This is a genomic window from [Mannheimia] succiniciproducens MBEL55E (assembly GCF_000007745.1).
In the GTDB taxonomy this organism is placed as follows: domain Bacteria; phylum Pseudomonadota; class Gammaproteobacteria; order Enterobacterales; family Pasteurellaceae; genus Basfia; species Basfia succiniciproducens.
The window spans coordinates 1,196,368-1,217,191 of sequence record NC_006300.1 but is presented as its reverse complement, the minus strand read 5'-3'; the positions used below and the strand labels follow the sequence as shown (position 1 = coordinate 1,217,191).

Here is a 20,824-nt window from a genome sequence, read left to right as displayed (position 1 = left end):
AATAAGTATTTGAATTGGGAAACCGGTTCATCTAACTACAATTTTATCTTGCCGTAAATTAGTTAAAATTGTAACCAATAAGTTTAGTATCTATACAATATCATTATTTTATTTAATGACATTTTAAAGAGGATAAAGCAATGAAAAAAACAGCAATCGCATTAGCTATCGCAGGCTTAGCTGCAGCAACAGTTGCGCAAGCGGCTCCACAAGAAAATACTTTCTATGCGGGTGCTCGTGCAGGTTGGGCATCTTTTCATGATGGCGTAGATGCATTCCATAATTCTGACGGACTTTCTGCTAAGAAAAATTCTGTGACTTATGGCGTGTTTGGTGGTTACCAAATTCTTAACCAAAATAATTTCGGTTTAGCAGTAGAATTAGGTTACGATGATTACGGTCGTATTCGTCTGATAGAGACTGATGCAAAACGCGGTAAATTTACTAATCACGGCGTGAATTTAAGCATTAAACCGAGCTATGAAGTATTAGACGGTTTAGATGTCTATGCTCGTGTTGGCGCGGCATTAATTCGTACTGATTATAAAGATTATAGTATAGACGCTGCCGGACATTCTTTAAAAGTTTCTCCGACATTTGCAGCAGGTCTTGAATATGCGCTTCCAATCCTACCTGAATTGGCTATGCGTTTAGAATACCAATGGATCGAAAATGTTGGTCGTGATCAAAAATGGTCCGGCTATAATGATGCGGACTTCACACCTGATATCGGTGCCGTAACATTCGGTTTATCTTACCGCTTCGGTCAAGGTGCGGCACCTGTAGCGGCGCCTGAAGTGGTAAACAAAACTTTCACTTTAAACAGCGACGTAACTTTCCCGTTTGCTAAAGCAACATTAAAACCTGAAGCGACTTCAACTTTAGATGGCATTTACGGCGAAATCGCTCAAGTTAATAATGTATCCGTTAATGTAAACGGTTATGCGGACCGGCATCGGTAAAAAAGCTGCAATCTTAAACTTTTCACAAAGACGTGTTGAACCAGTAGCAAACTCTTGGGTTTCTAAAGTTGTTGCACAAATTGCAATCACTGCAACCGGTACGGGTGAAGCAATTCCGGTTACAGGTAACACTTGCGACGCGGTTAAAGGTCGTAAAGCGCTTATCGCTTGTTTAGCGCCGGATCGTCGTGTAAAAGTTGCCGTAAAAGGCGAAAAACAAGCAACTATGTAATAAATAGTTAATTGTTTAGCAATTTTATATAAAAAGGCCTAAATTATTTTAGGTCTTTTTTTTATGGATAATTAATGTAGTCTTTTCTATATAAAGATAAAGCGATGAGGTTATTCAAAACTAATAAATTTTATTACTAAAACAGTTAAGAATTTTAACCTGTTTTATGTAGATTTGACTATGATTAGTTAACAACGGATATTATTTAAAAATAAGGAAAATTCTTATTTTTTTATAGGGTTATTAACAAACTAGATAATAATCGAAATGGTTAAAAAACAGGCGAAAGAGATGTTTTTTAGCTCAAAAAATAGGCATGAATAAAAAAATAATTGATTTTCCATTTTTATAAATGGATAATATACATACTTTTGAAGCATTCTTTATACTTTCATAGTTAAAGAAATGAATTTGTCAAAAGGTAAATGTTAGGCAAATTCGTGAACCTGGCAAGTATAATCTTAGAACAGCGGTTTTTGAAAAAGTTCACATTTTTTAAAATGTTTTAAGAGAGTCGAACACGGTCGTGTTCATTCAGCAATATTGCTGAGAAATTATTTTAAATAAGATGACTAAAATATTTAAGAGGATCATCAAAATGAAAAAAACTGCAATCGCATTAGCTATCGCTGGTTTAGCAGCAGCAACAGCAGCACAAGCGGCTCCACAAGAAAACACTTTCTATGCTGGTGCAAAAGCTGGTTGGGCATCATTCCACGACGGTTATACCCAATATGCTGAAGATGGCGTTGGTAGCCACACTAAATCAGTAACTTACGGTGTATTCGGTGGTTACCAAATTTTTAATCGTGACAACTTAGGTTTAGCGGTAGAATTAGGTTATGATGATTTCGGTCGTGCAGCACTTCGTACAAACGGTGCAACTTCTGCGAAACACACTAACCACGGTGCACACCTAAGCTTAAAACCAAGCTATGATTTAGGTGCTTTAGCTCCAGTATTATCAGGCTTAGATGTATACGGTAAAGTTGGTGCAGCATTAGTTCGTTCTGACTATAAAGTTAACGACGGTTATTCATATGGCTTTAATAAATCAGACTTTGCAGATCACAGCTTAAAAACTTCATTGTTATTAGGCGCAGGTCTTGAATATGCATTACCTTCATTACCTGAATTAGCATTCCGTCTTGAATACCAATGGTTAAACAAAGTGGGTAAATTAGAAAATGCTAATGGCACACGTTTCGACTATACTCCGGAAATCCACAGCGTAACAGCTGGTGTTTCTTACCGTTTTGGTCAAGGTGTAGCTGCGCCGGTAGCTGAAGAAGTTGTGAGCAAAACTTTCACTTTAAACAGCGACGTAACTTTCGCATTCGGTAAAGCAACATTAAAACCTGAAGCTTCAGCATCATTAGACAACATCTATGGTGAAATTGCTCAAGTTCAAAGCCCTGCAGTATCTGTAGCTGGTTATGCAGACCGTATCGGTAAAGAAGCTGCAAACTTAAAACTTTCACAAAGACGTGCTGAAACAGTAGCAAACTACTTAGTTTCTAAAGGTGTTGCACAAAATGCAATCACGGCAACCGGTTACGGTGAAGCAAATCCGGTTACAGGTAACACATGTGACGCGGTTAAAGGTCGTAAAGCGCTTATCGCTTGCTTAGCACCAGACCGTCGTGTAGAAGTTTCTGTACAAGGTACTAAATAATTATCGTTTATAGATGATTATGAGAAAGTTAGTAATGCAAATTAGTAATTTTCTAAAATAACTTGAAGAAGACCTAAACGTTGTTTAGGTCTTTTGTTTATCTATATAAATTTAGGAATGAATAAAAAATGAAAAAGTGGCTCCTTATTATCATTGTTGCGGTAATTGCCGGTTTCACATTAATGTCCAGTTACAACGGGCTGGTAAAAGCGGAAGAGGAAATTGATTCTGTATGGGCTAATGTTGAGTCTCAATATCAGCGCCGTTCTGATTTAATTCCAAATCTTGTTAATACCGTAAAAGGTCAGGCTAACTTTGAGCAAGAAACCTTAACCGGTGTTATTGAAGCGCGCGCTAAAGCAACACAAACAAAAATTGATCCGGCAAATATGACTGAGGAACAATTAGCGCAATTCCAACAAAATCAGGATTCTGTAGGTTCGGCATTATCCCGTTTGTTAGTTTCGGTAGAAAGATACCCGGAATTAAAAGCGCATGAAGGGTTTATGAATTTACAGGCACAATTGGAAGGTACTGAAAACCGAATTAATGTGGCTCGCAATAAATTCAATGAAGCGGCTCGCGTATATAATCAGAAAGTTCGCCAATTCCCAACTAAATTAGCGGCGATGATTTTGGGATTCAAAGAAAAACCTTATTTTAAATCAACTGCCGGTGCAGAAAATGCACCAACAGTAAGTTTTGATAAATAATGTCAAAAATGGCACGAACAACGCGTTCGTGCCTTCATTTATGGTATGTCGTTTACCATTCTTTTTTTCTTAAGTGGATTGTTATGTCATTATTCTCAAGAATTCCTTTTGATAAAAAATTAATCGAATCGGCAATTGCTCGCTTTGAACAAGAGAGTTCAGCAGAATTACGTGTTTATATTGAAAGAAATTTGCCCGAATCGGAAAATTTATCCTGTGTGGATCGCGCCTTGCAAATTTTTATGCAGCTCGAAATGGATAAAACCCAAGCCCATAACGGCGTATTAATTTATATCGCCCATAAGTCCCATAAATGTGCCGTAATTGGTGATTTAGGTATTCACCAATTTGTCGGCGATAATTTTTGGCAGCAACAATGTCAGCTAATGATCAGCTATTTTAAAGATGATGAATATACTCAGGCTGTGATTGCGGCAATAGAGAGTATAGGTAAAGAACTTGCGATTCATTTCCCGGTTAAACCGGATGATAAAAACGAATTGCCAAATGAGGTGATTATTAATGGATAGATTTAGCCGAATGTGGCGAAAATTACAAAAAAGTGCGGTCTGTTTTTTGCTGATTTTTGTCACTGTCAATGTATGGGCGGCAGATTTTCCCGGCTCACCGAATCCGTTTCGTTATGTGAATGATTACACGAACACCTTATCGGAAAATGATAAAAATTATTTAGAAAATAAATTAATTAATTTCAGCCGGGAAACCAGTTCTCAAATTGCCGTAGTTATGGTGAAAACAACCGGCGAATATGCCATATCAGATTACGCCTTTACATTAGGTGATAATTGGGGAATCGGTCGAAAGCAGTTAAATAACGGTGTGTTGTTATTAGTTGCAAAAGAGGACAGAAAAGTCTTTATTGCTACCGGACAAGGATTAGAGGGGGCATTACCCGATGCATTTTTGTCGCAAATTATTCGCCGGGTTATTCTGCCTAATTTTCGGCAGGAACAATATGCATCAGGTATTAACGGTGCATTAGATTATATTATCGCAGCAAGCAAGGGTGAATACGATGCTGCGGCTGAACAGAATGATGAAGGATTCGAACAATATATTCCATTCCTAATGGTGCTAGTGTTTGTCCTGTTTGTTTTATTCGGTGAACTTAATGGGCGACGTAAACCCTATATCAGCCCGACAACGAATCATCAATTGGAACAGGTAATCTTACAATCGGCAAGGCGTCGTCGCGGTAATTCAGGCGGTTTTGGTTCCGGAGGTTTTGGCGGTTTCGGCGGAGGTGGATCTTCCGGTGGCGGTTTTGGTGGCGGTGGCTTCGGTGGAGGTGGCGCCGGTGGAAGTTGGTAAAGTTGATAAGTTTAGTCGGTTTTGACACAAATCAAAAAACTTGTGCTAAAATGACCGCACTTTTATGACACACATTATTTTAAAGGAAAAATATGGAAACGTTAGATAAAATCAAAAAGCAAATTGCAGAAAATCCGATTTTGATTTATATGAAGGGCTCACCTAAGCTGCCGGCATGCGGTTTTTCAGCACGTGCGGTTGAAGCCTTGATTAACTGTCAGGTGCCTTTTGGTTATGTAGATATTTTGCAGCACGCGGATGTTCGTGCGGAATTACCGAAATATGCAAACTGGCCGACTTTCCCGCAATTATGGGTTGAAGGCGAGTTAATCGGTGGCTGTGATATTCTATTGGAAATGTATCAAGCCGGCGAATTACAAACCTTATTAAAAGAAGTTGCCGAGCGCCATAAAGAACAAGTCTAATTTTAGATAATGAAAACCGCCGGGAACGGCGGTTTTTTTGTTGGTCGTATTTACTTATAACTTTGCTAAAACCAATTTGTACAATATTTAATTGCCGGTACGGCTTTTACAAATATCTCAACCCATCAATCAAATCCAAGGGTGTCATCGAATAATCATTACCCTGATAGTTTTCCGCGCTTTTAGCATGAGCCAGCACGGCATTTTGGGCGGCTTCCAGCGCAGTAAAGCCCTGTGCCAAATAACCTAGAATAATTCCTGCCAGTACATCGCCGCTTCCGCCGACACTGAGCTTATTGGAACCGAGGTTACACAGATAAAGCGTTCCGTTATAGGCAATAATCGGATTCGCGCCTTTAAGCAATAGCACGCCTTTTATTTGTCTGCTGAATTCCCGAGCCAACTCAAACCGGTTTTTAATGGCTTCCTCTATGGAAATATCGGCTAATCCAAGATTTCTCAAAAGTCCGCTGAATTCTTTCGGATGCGGTGTGAATACGGCGGATGGATTAGGTAAAAACTCACGAATTTCGGCACGATAGCAAAGATCGGCATCAAGCACGCAAGGCAAGTGTTTGATGGCGGAAATATCTATATCGGCATTGCCTAACCCGATGCCTATGGCCACTGCGCCGGCACCGTCAAAGTTATTTTTTTGCATAATTTGCGGTGTCAGATTTTCTGCTTTGCCGACCACACTGACTTTTCCCGCGCCCATTATCAATGCGGCGGTAGCAGCCATTATGCCTGCGCCCGGCATCTGCCCGAGTGCCACAAAGGCATGACCGAAACTTCCTTTATGGACATTTTGCAGCGTTCTGGAAGGCAGATTTAAATCGGTTCTTTCTAACAGAAAATCTTCCTGATTAGTAATAAAGCGATTGTCACTCAATCCCAGATTAACCAGTGAAACTTCACCGGTCATATCTTTGGCGACATCAGAAAACAGACCTATTTTCAATGCACCCATTGCCAAAGTGAAATCCGTTTTAAAGCAGGCGCCGCGTATATTACCGTTCCCATCTAAACCGCTTGGAAAATCAATGGCAATTTTTAAGGCGTTATGGGCATTAATCCGATCGAGCAGACGGATAATTTCCGCATCTAAATCACGGCTTAATCCGCTGCCGAACATCCCGTCAATCACACAGCCGATATTGGCTAAATCGGGTTGAGATACCCGATTAACGCCGACCTTTAAAGCAATATTGAGTTGCGCTTGGGCATTTGCATTCAGGTTTTCCGTAATAAAATAAAGTTCGCATTCATAATCGCCCGAGAGCATTCGCGCACAGGCAATGGCATCACTGCCATTATTGCCGCCGCCGCACAAAAACAGGATTTTTTCACCGGTTTGAAGTTTTTGACGAACTAACTCGGCTACGCCGCGAGCGGCATTTTCCTGTAGGATTAATTCGCTAAAACCGAGGGATAGAGCCTGTTTATCAAATCTTGTCGAGCTTTTACAGAGTGTTTTCATAATGCGCTACCTTAATATGATTTTATTTTTCTTTATATTACCGAAAATCCGATTATTTTTTGAATTTCAACAATTCCACCACCATTTGAAACGCTTTTGAATTACCTTTTCGGTTTGGATAATAGATATAAAACGGATCATAGGTATAGGCATATTGCGGTAAGATTTCCACTAAATTACCGTTTTTTAATTCTTCATGTACGCGGATTTCCGGCAACCATGCAATACCAAAACCATCTAAGGCGGCTTGTGTACGGAGATCGTTGTTGATGGAAAATTGAGGCATTGGTTGAAATCCCACTTTTTGTCCTTTATCCATGAATTCCCATTCAAGTTGTGAATGCTCAGATGAAAATCTTGAACCGATTAAATGATAGTTGGTTAAGTCATTAATTTTCTTTGGTAGGGGTTTATCTTTCAGATAGCCAGGGCTTGCCACCAATACCATTTTCATCGGTTCGGAAATCTGCACCGCAATCATATCATTAAATACCGCATAACCTAAACGCACGCCCATATCGAATCCTTGCGCCACAATATCCACCCAACGATTATCTATCACTAATTCCACTTTAATATGAGGATTCGCTAATAAAAAAGGCTGTAATTTAGGATAAATAATCAGATTAGCGGCAATTTCACTGGTATTTATGCGAATTGTACCTTGCGGTTCATCACGGATTTCATCTAAATGCCGAACGGCATCGGCAATCGCCAGAAAGTGCGGTGCAATTTCCGCTAATAATTTTTCGCCGGCTTCCGTGGTGGAAATGCTACGGGTAGTACGGTTGAACAGGCGCACATCAAGATGTTTTTCAAGACTGCGCATATTCTGACTGAGCGCCGATGTAGTAACGCCCAGTCGTTCGGCCGCTTTGGTAAAACTGCCCGCGTTGGCAATTTGTACAAAGAAATAGAGTTCGTTGAGATTGGGAAGATTGTGAAGCATGGCTGCATAGTTCATCAAGTAAAAGATAATTTATCTTAATTTTTTCGCCGGATAAAATAAAGTCATATTTTTTAATTAAGCGGAATAAAGTAGAGCGTTTATAGTTTTAATTTAAAAGTGCGGTCAAAAACAGGTATTTTTTGACAATGGTATTTGTATAGCGGTTTCATTATTAAGCATATCTAAACAGTATATAAAGCAAAACCATGTTTATCTTAAATTATGCAATGGTTAAAATATAAACATCGATGCAAATATTCATTAGGAGGCAATAAAATGCAAACTTTTAAATTAAATAACGGTGTAGAAATTCCGGTTTTGGGTTTTGGTGTGTTCCAAATCCCGCCGGAAGAAACTGAGCAAGCGGTAATCAGTGCCATTCATGCGGGCTATCGTCATATTGATACGGCTCAGGCTTATATGAATGAAACTGAAACCGGCGCAGGTATTCGCAACAGCGGTGTAGTGCGTGAAGAAATTTTTGTAACCAGTAAAGTTTGGATAGAAAATTACGGCTATGAAGCCGCGAAAGCATCCTTAGATCGTACGTTAGCGCGTTTAGATATTGGCTATATTGATTTAATGTTATTACACCAACCCTTTAATGATGTGTATGGCGCATGGAGAGCGCTGGAAGAATATCTGGCGGCCGGTAAAATTCGCGCTATCGGGTTAAGCAATTTTACTGCCGACCGTGTGCTTGACGTCGGTTTGTATAACAAAGTAATGCCTGCCGTAAACCAAATTGAAATCAATCCGTTTCACCAGCAGCAAGCCCAAGTGGAGGGTCTGCTTTCGGAAGGTATCGTGCCTGAAGCCTGGGGACCGTTTGCAGAAGGTAAATTCGGTATTTTTGAAAATCCGGTATTAGCGAAGATCGGTCAGAAGTACGGCAAATCAATCGCTCAAGTGGTTACCCGCTGGTTGGTACAACGCGGCGTAGTGGTATTGGCTAAATCAACCAGACCGGAACGCATGGCGGAGAATCTGAATGTATTTGATTTCGAATTGGATGCTGATGATTTTGCGCAAATTGCCGCTTTAGATGTGGGTAAAAGTCAAATTATCAGCCATACGGACTTAGCGATGGTTCGTCAATTTAAAGAATGGGTGTTCAACGTTTGAAAAAACTGGTCGTTTTTTACAAACCAACCTATGACGCTTATGCATAAAGTGCATTACGTTAATTATTTTTTATTTATCCGTACTATTCGGCCATCTGCAATATTCTTTATCAAATTACTCAAGGAGTCAGGATGAAATTATTACGACAATTATCTGTAGCGGCTTTAGGGTTATTCGCTTTACAAGCGGCGCAATCGAAGAATCTGATTGTTTATTTTACTGTGCCTGAAAGCGTTCCGACTGAAAAACTGGACGGCGTAAGCGGTGCGAGCGTGATTATTAAAGATAATGAACGTTTAGGTTCAGCCGAATACTTAGCAAAAGAAGTACAAAAAACGGCCGGCGGAGATTTGTTCCGTTTGGAAACGGTGCAAGCTTATCCGACCGTTCACCAGCAGTTGTTGGATTTTGCCCAGGAAGAACAACGTAAAAATATCAGACCGGCGCTGAAAGCAAAACCGAATTTAAACGGTTACGAGACGATTTTTGTGGCCTATCCGATTTGGTGGTATAAACTACCTATGCCGCTTTACAGCTTATTTGAGCAAGTGGATTTTTCAGGAAAAAATATCGTGCCGTTGGTTACGCACGGAGGTAGCCGTTTAAGCGGTACAGATCGCGATATTGCGCAGCTTCAGCCGAAAGCGACGGTTAAAGACGGTTTTGAATATTATCTTTATAAAACCACCGGAGCGGACAGTACAATGGAACAAAAACTGGCGGATTGGCTCGTTCGACAAGGATATGCTAAATAAATAATGCCGAAAAAATATTATTTTCAAATAGGGCAGGATGTGGTGTTGACCATACTCTTGCTTTCTTTGACGGGATATCATTTATTTGAAGAAGTCACCCACGAGTGGGTTGGGTTAGGCTTTTTCGCCCTGGTATTGTTGCATATCGGTTTAAATTTCTGGTGGATAAAAAAGCTCAATCAAGGCGAATTTGATGCCTATCGAATGGTAAAAACCGGTTTGAATTTTGTCTTATTTTTTGTTTTTTTGACCGCTTGTATTTCCGGCATTCTACTTTCTAAACATATTTTTGCTGAATTTCCGTTTCATTTAACCGATGATTTCACCCGTAAAATTCATATGCTCAGCACTCATTGGATTCAGATTATTATTGCTATCCATCTTGGTTTGCATTGGAAAACCTTAGCTGATTTTTTAGCCCAAATACTGCGTTGGGATTTAAATAAACCGTTAACAAAATGGATTTTACCAACCATTTGGACGATGCTATCCGTTTATGGCTTATGGGCATTTATCGGACGGGACTTATTCCCTTATCTGATGAATCAGGTGGATTTTGCTTTTTTTGATAAAGCGGAAAGCAAAGCGATCTTTTATTTTGATTATTTCGCGATGTTAATTTTATTCGCATACAGTACAAGAGTATTGGTTTGGTTGATATTTTTTAAGAATGAAAAGAAATAATCTTTTTGCACAAAGATGTTTTTCAGATACTTATATTTGAGTATTTGAGTGGCGTAATGCAAACTTGATAAAAGTGCGGTAAAAAATTTGAAAATTTTCGACCGCACTTTGGGAACCTGAAAATAGCCCAAAGTGCGGTCGTTTTTTTTAGAATTTATAACTTAAATTCGCCGTTGCCCGACGTTCCGCTCCGTAGTAGCAGTAGTAGTCGCAGCCCGATACGTAACGACGGTTGCCTACGTTATCGATATTTACCTGTGCAATCCAGTTCGGCGTAATGGCATAACGGGCCATTAAGTCAACTACAGTGGCAGACGGGAGGCGAGCGTGGGAATATAGCGAACCTTTTGAGGTGACACTATGACCCAAATAGCGTAATCCTACGCCGACCGTTAAGTCTTTCAGCAAGCCTTCGGTAAAGCTGTAGGCGGTTTTGGCCGCTACCATATTGGTTGGAATGAGCGGTTGACGCGTTTTTTTACCGGCGCTGTCTTTAGACTCGGATTTGGTGTAAGTATAGGCTAAAGTACCCGTCCAGTTTGAGGTGAAATTAACATCCGCCTGGACTTCAAAACCTTTACGGTAAATAGGGTCCGCACTTGATATTGTTGCACCTAGTCCATTACCCACTAATGCGCCCGTATCTTTCGCGCGGAAACCGGCGACGGAGATTGTTCCGTCTAACCAAGTCGGTATGTATTTTAAGCCCAACTCATATTGACGGGTGATATTAGGATCATAAAGCGTTTCATCGCCACTCAACCCGGTCGGCAAGTTGAAAGATTCACTGTAACTGAAATACGGATTTAAACCGAACGGCGCTTCATACATCAATGAGGCGCTGTAGGAAGTATGGTTATCTTTCACTTTTTGTGTGCTGGTGTATTCGCGTTGTTCGGCACGATCGTGGCGGATACCCAAACCTAAAACATATTTATCGGCAAAACGGGCGTTGTTTTGTAAATAGAAACCCAATTGACGAGATTTAATTTGTACGTGAGGCGCCGCACTGACATCCTGTGCTTGATTCCAACCGACTGATGGCGTGAATAAATTAGTATTGGATGTGGTTCCGTATAAGCTATAAAGGGCATCGACCTTATTATGGCGGTAATCCGTTCCGACTACCAAGGTATTTTTTAACCAAGCGTTATCATAATTCCAGGTTAAATAGTTATTCGTTGTATGAGAAATCGCTTTACCGTCATTAAATACAACCGCGCGGGATAGTGAATAGCCCGCCGCACTCGGCGCTAATGGTGACCAATCGGCATTATAAGCGGACGGATAGGCATAAGCACCGCGGTGATAGTTATCAATATGACTGTAAGAATAACTTGAATTAAAACTTAAGCCGTTATTAAAATCATGACTGAATTCATAACCGATATTATATTGGCGGTTAGTTTCCGTATCCTTAACCGGATCTCCTAAGTTCGTACGGCGGTGGATATAACCCCTCGGTGACGGAACTAATGTACCCTCCTGTGGTAAGAAATTCGAACTCGGCGTTCCGTGGTCGCGCTGATAACCGGTTAATAGGGTAAAACGCGTTTTATCGCTGATATCCCAGGTTAAGGTCGGTGCGATATAAAGGGTTTGATTATCCGTGCCTTCCCAATCGCCGTCACGACCAAGATAACTTGCTACCACGCGGTAGCGCAGTCTTTCGTCATCGGTAAGGGTTCCGGTGTAATCCGCCGCCAAACCGTATTGATTATGGCTGCCGAAAGTGGTTTTGAATTCGCCGTGACCGATTTGATCTTTGTGCGCCCGTTTGGTGACATAGTTGATCAGACCGCCCGATTTAGCCGCACCAAAGGTCATAGCATCCGCACCTTTGGTCACTTCAATGGCTTCTAAACCGAAACTGTTCACATAAGGGGTGAAAAAGCCGTAGCTAAATGTCGGTAAACCGTTCACCGCTTGTGATACTTCCGCACCACGCACACGGAACCAGTTAGTATTGGTATCGTTACCGAATACTTGGTTGGCAAAACCCGCCTGATATTTTGCCACTTCGTCAAGCTTATCTACATTTTGTGAATCAAGTTGCTCTCTGGTAATGGCGACGGCCGATTTTGCCTGATGAAAAGGTACTTCGCCCATACGGAACATGGAACCTTCGGTTACCACGTCAATGGTATCCAATTGCTCGGTGCCGTCTTCCGCTGCTATTGCCGTACCGGCAATAGTAAGCAGTACTGTTTGTGCTACGGTTGAATAAATAAAGGTTTTTTTCATATTTTAGTTTCCTTGATGATATTATTTAATTTTTCTACCGCATCATGGCTTGCCGTTTCCCGTTCTTCGCCGAATAATTCGCGAAGCTCGCCCTGGCTGATCAGCAATAAGCGATCCGCCAAGTGGAAATAGCTATCGTCATGACTGATAGCGAAAACGGTATGTCCTTTCTCGCGGAGTAAAGGCAATAAAACCTGATAGAATGTGCGGCGGAATGTCGGGTCCTGATCCGCTGCCCATTCGTCTAAAATTAATAAGGGACGATGTTCTAGCAGGGCGATTAACAAACCAAGGCGTTTGCGCTGTCCCTGCGAAAGATTGGTGGTAGATAAGCGGTGGTTTTCTACCGTCACTTTGTTTTCCAATTGCAAGGTTTCCAGCCATTGTCCCGCTTCTTTGAGAGATGCAAAGCCCGCTTGCCCTAAAAGTTGGGTAAACAGATAAAAATCACTGAAAACGGCGCTGATCTGGGCCCGGAACGCACGTTGATTGGCGGCGGTGATTTCAATATTATCGACAAAGATTTTACCGTCGGTCGCATGGTTCAACCCCGCCAGCAGCATCGAAAAGGTGGACTTACCGCTGCCGTTTTTGCCGATTAAAAAGATCAGCTCGCCCCGTTTAATGGTGAGATTGACCGGTTTTAACGCAAAACTCATTGTACCTTCCGCCGTAGGATAGCTGTACGTCACATTTTCAAAACGGATTTCTTTCCAATCTCGAGGTAAGGGGTTTGAAATGGCAAAGTCTTCCGTATAAGGAGCTAAATTCAGCTTAGATAACTTATCCAGCGCCACTTTGGCATTCAGCAGCATGGGCAACGCACCGACCGCAGAGATTAACGGAGTGCGCAGGAATAAAATGGTTAATGCGATAGTGGTTGCGGTTTCCAGATTCGACCAACCTTCGGCTAAAGAAAGATAAAAAACCAAACCGACCGCACCGAGTACCATTACGTTTGTCCAGTTATTGGCAAAGGCGTGATAGCTGTCGGCGCGAACGGAATTATCGCGCTGTGTGCTTGCGCTCTCTTCTAATTCACGTTCGAAATAAAATTTTGCCCGTTCACGATTCAGGCTTAATTCTTTATGCCCTTCAATAGCGGATTGATAGTTTTTATACAGTTTATCTTCCGTTTCCCGCACGATTCGCAAATGGTGATACACGCGTCTGACGGCAATATTGCTTACCCAGACCGTTACGCTTAACCAAAGTGCGGTTACAAAAAACAAAGATTCGGACAAATAAAACATATAGGCGCCCGCGCATAGCACAAGTATGGAACCTTGCACCAATTCCGGCAGGCGTACGAAGGCAAAGGTGATATTGCGAATATCGCCGGACAGGCTGGCTAACAGTCTTGCTTTACCGATTTGGTTAAGCTGTTCGGTTCCCGTATCCAATAACTGTTTTACCAATTGTTTGCGCATGAGATACACAAATTTATGCCCAAGGGCGGTAAGGCTGATTTGCGCAATAACGGATGTGATAAGAAACAGAATCAGCAAGCCGATGAAAGTCCAGATCAGCAGTTCTTTTTGTTCTGTCGCTTTCATTAATTTATTATTAATAAAAGCTAAAACTCCGATACCGAATCCGCTGAAAATAAAAGTGAGAATCAGCACGGCGACTAAATGCCAGCGATAACCTTTTATTGTTGAGATAAAAATGTTCATAAATTCCGATTAAAGTTAAATTTTACGCATCATAAATAAAAAATAAGCGCCGCCGATTAGGGTTGCAACCAATCCGGCGGGAATTTCGTAAGGAAATAAAAGCTGTCTGCCCAGCCAATCCGCAATTGTCATCACTAATGTACCGAGTAGAACGGCGCCGATAAGCTGCGCTTTGGGCTTGTGCCAACCGCAAAAATGAGCTAAATGCGGCGCCAACAAGCCGATAAAGCTTAACGGGCCGACCAACAGCGTTGAAAGTGCGGTCAAAAATGCCGAAAAAATGATTAAAATCCACCGCACTTTTGTTATATCCAAGCCGAGCGCTTGCGCAACCGGCGTTTGTAACGCTAATAAGGCTAACCAACGGTCAAGGGGTAAAGCCAGTAAGAATAACAAAACGGCAATAGACAGAAAGCCGGTAGCAAGTTGTGGCGTGGCGTGGTAAGTGGAACCAGAGGTCCATGCCAGCAATTGTTGCCATTTGTAATCGCCACCGGCTAATACGATGCGTTGCAACGCGTCAAAAAGTGCAGCGATGCTGATCCCGGTAAGTAATATTTTTTCCGGTAATAATTGGTTTCGCTGATTGATCAGCATAATAAAAAGTAAAACTAAAAATCCGCCTAAGATACCGGCAAACCAAAATTGACCTCGGGTAGGAGTAGCGACGAAAAAAATCACTGTCAAAATGCCGAATGCAGTTCCGGAAGTAATGCCTAATAATTCCGGGCTTGCCATCGGGTTGTGGCTTAAACGTTGCAATAAAGTGCCGGCGACGGCAAGCATGATGCCTGCCGCCATTGCCACCAACAAACGCGGGTAACGCAGTGTAAGCATCACTGAATCCCAGTACCAGCCGGAAGCATTTTTACCGATAAATAAAGCGCATAAAATACTAAGCAAAAGAAGCAGACTGATAATCACCCCCGCCGCTTTAACGGGTTGTTTGCCCAAACTCAGGCTTTCATCCTGTGAAACCAGACGCCCGTTATTGCTGATATTAAACATTAGCCAAAGTAATAAAGGCGTACCTAATAATGCGGTGACTGCGCCGGTAGGCAGTTCAATCTGCCTATAATAGGCAAAGAGCTGGAGTGTAAGATCCGTCAGCAAGAGAAGCATTGCCGCCATATAGGCGGAAAGGATCAAGCGTTTTAACAGATTGGTAGTGGAAAATTGGCGCACGATACTTGAGGCGGCTAATCCGACAAAACCCAGCATGCCGACGCGGCTGACTACGATTGCCACCAAAAAGGCGGAAATAACCAAACCTAAGAAACGGATTAAATTAACCGGCACACCGAGGCTTTTTGCATTGTTATCGTTTAATGTCAAAATTTGCAAGGGTTTGGCAAAAATAAAAATAAGGATAAGCGCGATAGTAAATTGCCATAATAATTGCAGGCTGTCGTACCAACTTTCTTGTACTAAAGAACCCGCGCCCCATAGCAATAAGCCACGGCTTTCTTCCGGGTAGAACAACATTAAAACCGCTGAAAATGAGGCTAAATAAAGATTGACGACTAAACCTGCTAAAATCATCAGTAAAGGTGAAATAGTACGCCGCCATGCCAAGAGAAAAACTAATGCTAAGGCTACTAAAGCACCGATTAAAGCAATAAACATTGAGCCCGCCCCTAACCAATTCGGTACGAAAATCGCCACGAGGAATAAGGAAAATTGGGCGCCGGAACTGACCGCAAGCGTATTATCGGAAGCTAACGGATTATTGATAACCTGTTGCAGTAAACTACTTGCGATACCTAAGGCGCAACCCGCTAAAATCGCCATAAAAACACGGGGCAGAGTATAGTTGGCGAACAGTAAATAAGCGAGGGCATCATTATTGTTCAATTGAACAACGGAAAGCCAGGTAAAGAATAAAACCGCCAGCGCAAATAAGGCAATATTGAGTTTTTTTACCATGTTTCGCTCCGTTGATTAAGTAAGGCGGATTGTAAATTTTGCGCAAAATTGACCGCACTTGGTAAGGCACCGAAGCTCCAAATCGCCGGCAATAACAACGGATCTTCGGCTAAAGCAAGATTTCTCCATAGTGAGTTGTATTTTAATGCATTAGCCACATTAGCCGGATGAGGCTTAACTACTACAAGACGGGTGTTTTTCGGCAGAGTTGCCAGCGCCGTAATCGATAGATTTTCCGAGCCCCATACACCGCCGCTGTGATTCCAGGCATTGGTGAGCCCAAGTTTATTTAAAATAGTACCGAACAAACTGTGGCTATCATAAAAACGCAAATGACGGGTATCAATAAATTGGACGATTGCAACCGGACGATCGCGAAAATGAGTGAGGGTTTGACCGATTTTAGCAAGCTGAGTATTGGTTTGCGTGATTAATTGTTCCGCTTGTTCAGATTTTTCGATAAGTTCGCCGATTTGGCGGGTAGCATTTTCGATATTTTGCCAGGTATCGCCCGGTTGATAAAAATTTACCGTGCTTACGGGGGCCTTTGCGGTGAGTGAGGGTTCGATAGAAGCAAAAAAGTCGCTGTTAATAAAGCGATCAACGGATAAACGTGCCAGACTTTCTTTATTAGGTTGCAGACGAAGCCCTAAATCCTGCGTGTTTTCCGCTAAAGCCGGCTTACCCACCCAAATTTTATAACTTGCTTTATCGCCGACGGCAACGGGCGCATTATTTAGAGCGATGAGCGTTTCCGCCACCGTCCAGTCAAGGGTGGCGATTTTTATTTGTGCGTTAACGGATAAACTGAAAAACAGTAAAAGTGCGGTCAAAATTCGCATAAATATATCTTAATAAAATACAACCGGTACCTGAGTTTGAGGATGAGGTATCACATTTAATTCCAAACCGTAAATACGTTGTAAGGTTTCTGTCGTCATGATTTGTCCGGGCGTACCTTTTACCAATAATTTACCGCTATGTAACGCTACCAGTTCATCACAAAATGCGGCGGCAAGATTGACATCATGAATAACAATTACCACGCCTAAATTAAGTTCTCGGCTTAATTTTTTAATTAATTTCATCACCTCTACTTGGTGAGCAATATCAAGGGCTGCAAGGGGCTCGTCTAATAATAAAAAATTACTTTGTTGCGCAAGCAGCATGGCAAGCCAGATTCGTTGGCGTTCGCCGCCCGAAAGTACATCGATTTGCTGTTCGGCGAATTTTTCCGTATGGGTTAAAATTAACGCATTTTCCACCGCACTTTTATCTTTTTCCTTATTACTTTTCAGCAACCCGTTCCAGGCATAACGTCCCATTTGAATCAATTCCCGCGCCGTCAGCTGGGTAGCGGTGGGGAGATGTTGCGGAAGATAGGCGACTTCACGGGCAAATTCACGGCTTCCCCAATGCCGCAATGCTTTTCCTCGCACAAAAATTTCTCCTGATGACAGCGGATTTTGCTTTGCCATCAGTTTGATTAAGGTGGATTTCCCCGAGCCGTTATGCCCGATAAGTCCATATACTTTACCTCGGCGGAAAGTAAGCGTAGTCGGTGCAAGTAATGCACGGTTAGGAATAGCGAATGATGCCTGTTCTAATTGAAACAAAATTTATTCTCATTATTAATAAGGGAGGAAAATTTTAGCTTAAAAGCCGATGGGATTCAATCCGTCAGAAAAAAGTGCGGTGGAAATTTAAGCAGAATTTATTAAAAATTGATGAATTGGGTTTTCTAGCTTGATTTTATAGAATAAATCCCAATTTAAGTTAAATACTTAATGAAAACTCAGATGTAATAAATTCAAGGAGAGTTTATGTCAAACCCGTTACTGGAAAACACCCCGTTACCGCAATTTTCGAAAATTAAACCGGAGCATATTCAACCGGCTATCGAACAACTCATTCAAGATTGCCGCATAACTACAGAAAATCTGTTAAAACAACCGCAGTTGAGTTGGGATAATTTCTGCCAACCCCTTTCGGAAGTGAATGATCGTTTAAGCAAAGCCTGGTCGCCGGTAAGTCATTTGAATTCGGTAAAAAACAGCAATGAATTACGTGATGCTTATCAGGCCTGTTTGCCTATGCTGTCTGAATACGGTACCTGGGTCGGACAACATCAGGGTTTGTACAACGCTTATGTACAATTAAAAAACAGCCCGGAATTCGCCGGTTACAGCCCGGCTCAAAAGAAAGCCGTTGAAAACAGCTTACGCGATTTTAAATTATCCGGGATTTCTTTAGCGCCGGAACAACAAAAACGCTACGGTGAAATTGTCAGCCGTTTATCGGAGTTGAGTTCGCAATTCAGCAATAACGTATTAGATGCGACAATGGGCTGGGATAAAGTCATTACCGACGAAGAACAACTCAAAGGCTTGCCGGAAAGCGCATTGCAAGCGGCAAAACAGTCGGCACAAAACAAAGGCGTGGAAGGTTACCGTTTTACCTTAGAATTCCCAAGCTATATTCCGGTTATGACTTACTGCGAAAACCGTGAATTGCGTGAAGAAATGTATCGCGCTTTTGTTACCCGAGCTTCGGATCAAGGCCCGAATGCGGGTAAATGGGATAATAGCGCAATTATGGAAGAGATTCTTACGTTGCGTGTCGAACTGGCGAAATTGCTGGGCTTCAATAGTTATACCGAGCTTTCTTTAGCTACCAAAATGGCGGAAACACCGGCGCAGGTATTAAGCTTTTTAGACGATTTGGCAATGCGTTCCAAACCTCAGGGAGAAAAAGAATTAGCGGATCTTTATGCTTTCTGTGAAAAAGAATTCGCTATCACCGAATTGGAACCATGGGATATTTCTTATTACAGCGAAAAAGAAAAGCAAGCGCTTTATGCTATTAATGATGAAGAATTGCGCCCTTATTTTCCGGAACAACGCGTTATTTCCGGTTTATTTGAGCTGATTAAGCGTATTTTCAATATTCGGGCGGTAGAACGCCAAGGGGTTGATTGCTGGCATAAAGATGTCCGTTTCTTTGATTTAATTGATGAAACCGATGAAGTTCGCGGTAGCTTTTATTTAGATCTTTATGCACGCGAGCATAAACGCGGCGGTGCCTGGATGGATGATTGTATCGGACGTAAAATTAAAGCGGACGGGGCGCTTCAAAAACCGGTAGCATATTTGACCTGTAATTTCAATGCGCCGGTAGGCGATAAACCGGCATTATTCACTCATGATGAAGTCACTACGTTGTTCCATGAATTCGGGCATGGTATTCATCATATGTTAACCAAAGTCGATATCGGTGATGTTTCCGGTATCAACGGTGTACCCTGGGATGCGGTAGAGCTGCCGAGTCAGTTTATGGAAAATTGGTGTTGGGAAGAAGAGGCATTAGCCTTTATTTCCGGTCATTACCAAACGGGCGAACCTTTGCCGAAAGAGAAACTAACTCAATTATTAAAAGCAAAAAATTTCCATGCGGCTATGTTTGTACTTCGTCAGTTAGAATTCGGTATTTTTGATTTCCGTTTGCATGACAATTACAAACCGGGCAAAGCAAACCAAATTTTAGATACATTAAATGCGGTAAAAGATCAGGTTTCCGTGGTAAAGGCCGTTGACTGGGCGAGAACGCCTCATAGTTTCGGGCATATTTTCTCCGGCGGTTACGCAGCGGGCTATTACAGCTACTTATGGGCGGAAGTACTTTCAGCCGATGCTTTCTCCCGTTTTGAAGAGGAGGGAATTTTTAATGCCGTTACCGGCAAATCTTATTTAGACGAAATTCTGACCAAAGGCGGATCGGAAGAACCGATGGTTCTCTTCGAACGTTTCCGCGGACGCAAACCGACACTAGACGCTTTATTACGCCACAAGGGTATTGCTAACTAAGGTAAGTCTTAAATAAAAAATGCCACAAAAGTGGCATTTTTTGTATTCCTGCTTATATAAAAAATCCCCGGCTTTGAAACCGGGGAATCGTGAATTTGATGGTGCGACTAGCTGGACTCGAACCAGTGACCCCCACCATGTCAAGGTGGTGCTCTAACCAACTGAGCTATAGTCGCAAAGTGCGGTTAATAATAAGCTATTTTTGGTGATTATCTCAAGAGTTTTTTTACAATTACGAACAGTTTGCTAATTTTTTAAACAAAATTTTATCGTCCGTAATATTTAATTTGTTCGATAACGCCTTTTTCCGTGTCCCATTCGATTTGAGCGATTGTAGCGGCATGATAACTTATCGGATTTTTCCCGCATAGTTCGGCAACAATTTCACCGACTAACGGCAAGTGTGAAACCAACAAAACGGACATTTCCGGTTGTTCTTCTGCGATCGTGGCTAAATAATCGGAAATCATTTCGGCATCGCCATAAGGAGTTAAGCCGTCCCAAATTTCCGTTTTATCGGTTAAATTGTTGTCATAAGCCTGATTAATTTGATCCAATGTTTCGATCGCTCTGGCATAGGGGCTTACAATAACGAGGTCTAAATTTATGTTGTTAGATTTCAGCCACAAACCTTGCTGCAAGGCTTGATTTTTACCATTTTCGGTAAGATGACGGGCTTTATCAGATTTTGCCAACATCTCGGCTTCACCATGGCGCATAATAAAAATTTTCATTCTGACTCCTAACAAATACATATGGATGGATCTAATAAGATTTTTATAT

General features: G+C 41.8%; 17 protein-coding genes, 1 tRNA gene and 1 pseudogene. 10 read left to right on the top strand and 9 right to left on the bottom strand.

Annotated features, from left to right (window positions below):
* Window positions 1-140: 140 nt before the first annotated feature.
* From ompA (MS_RS05590) to grxD, 6 genes and pseudogenes are all read left to right on the top strand, one after another.
* Window positions 141-1,194, top strand: a pseudogene (gene ompA, locus MS_RS05590) (porin OmpA).
* Window positions 1,195-1,792: 598 nt separating this feature from the next.
* The gene (ompA, locus tag MS_RS05585; protein ID WP_041639760.1) at window positions 1,793-2,869 is read left to right on the top strand and encodes a porin OmpA; all 1,077 of its coding nucleotides are present in this window, start codon (window positions 1,793-1,795) and stop codon (window positions 2,867-2,869) included.
* 128 nt (window positions 2,870-2,997) lie between these two features.
* Complete coding sequence (locus MS_RS05580) at window positions 2,998-3,582, top strand: LemA family protein (protein WP_011200391.1); 585 nt, start codon at window positions 2,998-3,000, stop codon at window positions 3,580-3,582.
* Between the two features lie 83 nt (window positions 3,583-3,665).
* Window positions 3,666-4,112: a TPM domain-containing protein gene (locus MS_RS05575; protein WP_041639758.1), complete on the top strand. Its 447-nt coding sequence runs from the start codon at window positions 3,666-3,668 to the stop codon at window positions 4,110-4,112.
* Window positions 4,105-4,914 carry a TPM domain-containing protein gene (locus tag MS_RS05570; RefSeq protein WP_011200389.1) on the top strand — a complete coding sequence of 270 codons (810 nt, stop codon included), beginning with the start codon at window positions 4,105-4,107 and terminating at the stop codon, window positions 4,912-4,914. The genes MS_RS05575 and MS_RS05570 overlap by 8 nt, the downstream gene beginning before the upstream one ends.
* A gap of 92 nt (window positions 4,915-5,006) precedes the next feature.
* Window positions 5,007-5,339 carry a Grx4 family monothiol glutaredoxin gene (gene grxD, locus MS_RS05565; protein ID WP_011200386.1) on the top strand — a complete coding sequence of 111 codons (333 nt, stop codon included), beginning with the start codon at window positions 5,007-5,009 and terminating at the stop codon, window positions 5,337-5,339.
* A gap of 106 nt (window positions 5,340-5,445) precedes the next feature.
* On the opposite strand, the gene MS_RS05560 is transcribed toward grxD, so the two are convergent.
* Both MS_RS05560 and MS_RS05555 read right to left on the bottom strand, forming a co-directional pair.
* Window positions 5,446-6,819 (bottom strand): NAD(P)H-hydrate epimerase, encoded by a 1,374-nt coding sequence (locus tag MS_RS05560; RefSeq protein ID WP_011200385.1) that lies wholly within the window; start codon window positions 6,817-6,819, stop codon window positions 5,446-5,448.
* 52 nt (window positions 6,820-6,871) lie between these two features.
* A complete protein-coding gene (locus tag MS_RS05555; protein WP_041640196.1) occupies window positions 6,872-7,768 on the bottom strand; it encodes a LysR family transcriptional regulator in 897 nt (298 codons plus the stop codon).
* Window positions 7,769-8,044: 276 nt separating this feature from the next.
* Between MS_RS05555 and MS_RS05550 the strand changes: the two genes are divergently transcribed.
* The 3 genes from MS_RS05550 to MS_RS05540 all read left to right on the top strand — a co-directional run bounded on the left by MS_RS05550 (window position 8,045) and on the right by MS_RS05540 (window position 10,332).
* A complete protein-coding gene (locus tag MS_RS05550) occupies window positions 8,045-8,893 on the top strand; it encodes an aldo/keto reductase (protein WP_041639756.1) in 849 nt (282 codons plus the stop codon).
* A 131-nt stretch (window positions 8,894-9,024) separates the two neighbouring features.
* Window positions 9,025-9,648, top strand: a complete 624-nt coding sequence (locus tag MS_RS05545) for a flavodoxin (RefSeq protein WP_011200382.1) — start codon at window positions 9,025-9,027, stop codon at window positions 9,646-9,648.
* Window positions 9,649-9,651: 3 nt separating this feature from the next.
* Complete coding sequence (locus tag MS_RS05540) at window positions 9,652-10,332, top strand: DUF4405 domain-containing protein (protein WP_011200381.1); 681 nt, start codon at window positions 9,652-9,654, stop codon at window positions 10,330-10,332.
* Between the two features lie 147 nt (window positions 10,333-10,479).
* On the opposite strand, the gene MS_RS05535 is transcribed toward MS_RS05540, so the two are convergent.
* The 5 genes from MS_RS05535 to MS_RS05515 are packed head-to-tail and all read right to left on the bottom strand — an operon-like array spanning window position 10,480 to window position 17,794.
* Window positions 10,480-12,576 (bottom strand): TonB-dependent siderophore receptor, encoded by a 2,097-nt coding sequence (locus MS_RS05535; RefSeq protein WP_011200379.1) that lies wholly within the window; start codon window positions 12,574-12,576, stop codon window positions 10,480-10,482.
* Complete coding sequence (locus tag MS_RS05530) at window positions 12,573-14,252, bottom strand: multidrug ABC transporter permease/ATP-binding protein (protein ID WP_011200378.1); 1,680 nt, start codon at window positions 14,250-14,252, stop codon at window positions 12,573-12,575. The genes MS_RS05535 and MS_RS05530 overlap by 4 nt, the downstream gene beginning before the upstream one ends.
* A gap of 15 nt (window positions 14,253-14,267) precedes the next feature.
* Window positions 14,268-16,178 carry a Fe(3+)-hydroxamate ABC transporter permease FhuB gene (fhuB, locus tag MS_RS05525; RefSeq protein ID WP_011200377.1) on the bottom strand — a complete coding sequence of 637 codons (1,911 nt, stop codon included), beginning with the start codon at window positions 16,176-16,178 and terminating at the stop codon, window positions 14,268-14,270.
* The gene (locus tag MS_RS05520; RefSeq protein WP_011200376.1) at window positions 16,172-17,020 is read right to left on the bottom strand and encodes an ABC transporter substrate-binding protein; all 849 of its coding nucleotides are present in this window, start codon (window positions 17,018-17,020) and stop codon (window positions 16,172-16,174) included. Before MS_RS05520 ends, fhuB begins: the two co-directional genes overlap by 7 nt.
* Before the next feature lie 9 nt (window positions 17,021-17,029).
* A complete protein-coding gene (locus MS_RS05515; protein ID WP_011200375.1) occupies window positions 17,030-17,794 on the bottom strand; it encodes an ABC transporter ATP-binding protein in 765 nt (254 codons plus the stop codon).
* A 207-nt stretch (window positions 17,795-18,001) separates the two neighbouring features.
* On the opposite strand from MS_RS05515, the gene prlC reads away from it, so the two are divergent.
* A complete protein-coding gene (gene prlC / locus MS_RS05510) occupies window positions 18,002-20,041 on the top strand; it encodes an oligopeptidase A (RefSeq protein WP_011200373.1) in 2,040 nt (679 codons plus the stop codon).
* Window positions 20,042-20,140: 99 nt separating this feature from the next.
* Here the strand turns inward: prlC and MS_RS05505 are convergent.
* Window positions 20,141-20,217 (bottom strand) — tRNA-Val (locus MS_RS05505).
* Window positions 20,218-20,307: 90 nt separating this feature from the next.
* A complete protein-coding gene (gene sixA, locus MS_RS05500) occupies window positions 20,308-20,775 on the bottom strand; it encodes a phosphohistidine phosphatase SixA (RefSeq protein ID WP_041639754.1) in 468 nt (155 codons plus the stop codon).
* Window positions 20,776-20,824: the final 49 nt, after the last annotated feature.

Bases quoted from the DNA above. Each gene is read 5' to 3' on its own strand.
- MS_RS05580 (WP_011200391.1), top strand. From the start codon at position 2,998: ATGAAAAAGTGGCTCCTTATTATCATTGTTGCGGTAATTGCCGGTTTC.
- fhuB (WP_011200377.1), bottom strand. From the start codon at position 16,178: ATGGTAAAAAAACTCAATATTGCCTTATTTGCGCTGGCGGTTTTATTC.
- MS_RS05560 (WP_011200385.1), bottom strand. From the start codon at position 6,819: ATGAAAACACTCTGTAAAAGCTCGACAAGATTTGATAAACAGGCTCTA.
- ompA (WP_041639760.1), top strand. From the start codon at position 1,793: ATGAAAAAAACTGCAATCGCATTAGCTATCGCTGGTTTAGCAGCAGCA.
- MS_RS05575 (WP_041639758.1), top strand. From the start codon at position 3,666: ATGTCATTATTCTCAAGAATTCCTTTTGATAAAAAATTAATCGAATCG.
- MS_RS05555 (WP_041640196.1), bottom strand. From the start codon at position 7,768: ATGCTTCACAATCTTCCCAATCTCAACGAACTCTATTTCTTTGTACAA.
- MS_RS05570 (WP_011200389.1), top strand. From the start codon at position 4,105: ATGGATAGATTTAGCCGAATGTGGCGAAAATTACAAAAAAGTGCGGTC.
- MS_RS05540 (WP_011200381.1), top strand. From the start codon at position 9,652: ATGCCGAAAAAATATTATTTTCAAATAGGGCAGGATGTGGTGTTGACC.
- grxD (WP_011200386.1), top strand. From the start codon at position 5,007: ATGGAAACGTTAGATAAAATCAAAAAGCAAATTGCAGAAAATCCGATT.
- MS_RS05535 (WP_011200379.1), bottom strand. From the start codon at position 12,576: ATGAAAAAAACCTTTATTTATTCAACCGTAGCACAAACAGTACTGCTT.
- MS_RS05530 (WP_011200378.1), bottom strand. From the start codon at position 14,252: ATGAACATTTTTATCTCAACAATAAAAGGTTATCGCTGGCATTTAGTC.
- MS_RS05545 (WP_011200382.1), top strand. From the start codon at position 9,025: ATGAAATTATTACGACAATTATCTGTAGCGGCTTTAGGGTTATTCGCT.
- sixA (WP_041639754.1), bottom strand. From the start codon at position 20,775: ATGAAAATTTTTATTATGCGCCATGGTGAAGCCGAGATGTTGGCAAAA.
- prlC (WP_011200373.1), top strand. From the start codon at position 18,002: ATGTCAAACCCGTTACTGGAAAACACCCCGTTACCGCAATTTTCGAAA.
- MS_RS05550 (WP_041639756.1), top strand. From the start codon at position 8,045: ATGCAAACTTTTAAATTAAATAACGGTGTAGAAATTCCGGTTTTGGGT.
- MS_RS05520 (WP_011200376.1), bottom strand. From the start codon at position 17,020: ATGCGAATTTTGACCGCACTTTTACTGTTTTTCAGTTTATCCGTTAAC.